The organism is Pseudoduganella aquatica, assembly GCF_009857595.1.
Classification (GTDB): domain Bacteria; phylum Pseudomonadota; class Gammaproteobacteria; order Burkholderiales; family Burkholderiaceae_D; genus Rugamonas; species Rugamonas aquatica_A.
In genome coordinates this window covers 1-383 of record NZ_WWCU01000135.1, presented here as the reverse complement: position 1 = coordinate 383, position 383 = coordinate 1, and the positions used below count along the sequence as shown (strand labels likewise).

Here is a 383-nt window from a genome sequence, read left to right as displayed (position 1 = left end):
CAAGGACGCAACCTGGTCGGTCGACAGCGCGGTGATCTGCGTCGAGCTCAGGGTCGAGATGATGCTGGTGCCGATGGCGGCCAGGTCACGCGTTTCGATAGCGCGGATGGCGTCGGTGCCCAGGCCGGCAGCCTGGCTGCTCACCAGGGCAGCCACTTGCGTGGTGCTCAGGGCAACAACCTGGTCGGTGGTCAGCGCGCCAACCTGGCTGCTGCTCAGCGCGCGGATGGCGGCGGTTTTCAGTGCGGCCAGATCGGCCGTTTCCAGCGCGGCCACGTTGGCGGTGCTCAGCGCGGCGGCTTGCGCGCTGCTCAGGGCGGCGGCGGCGTCGGTGGTCAGCGCGACGACCTGGTGGGTTTTCAGACCTTGCGCAACGGCGGCCG

General features: G+C 69.7%; 1 pseudogene. It reads right to left on the bottom strand.

Features of this window, described 5'->3' with window-relative positions:
• Positions 1–383, bottom strand: a pseudogene (locus GTP77_RS29915) (heme utilization protein); the annotation flags it as partial.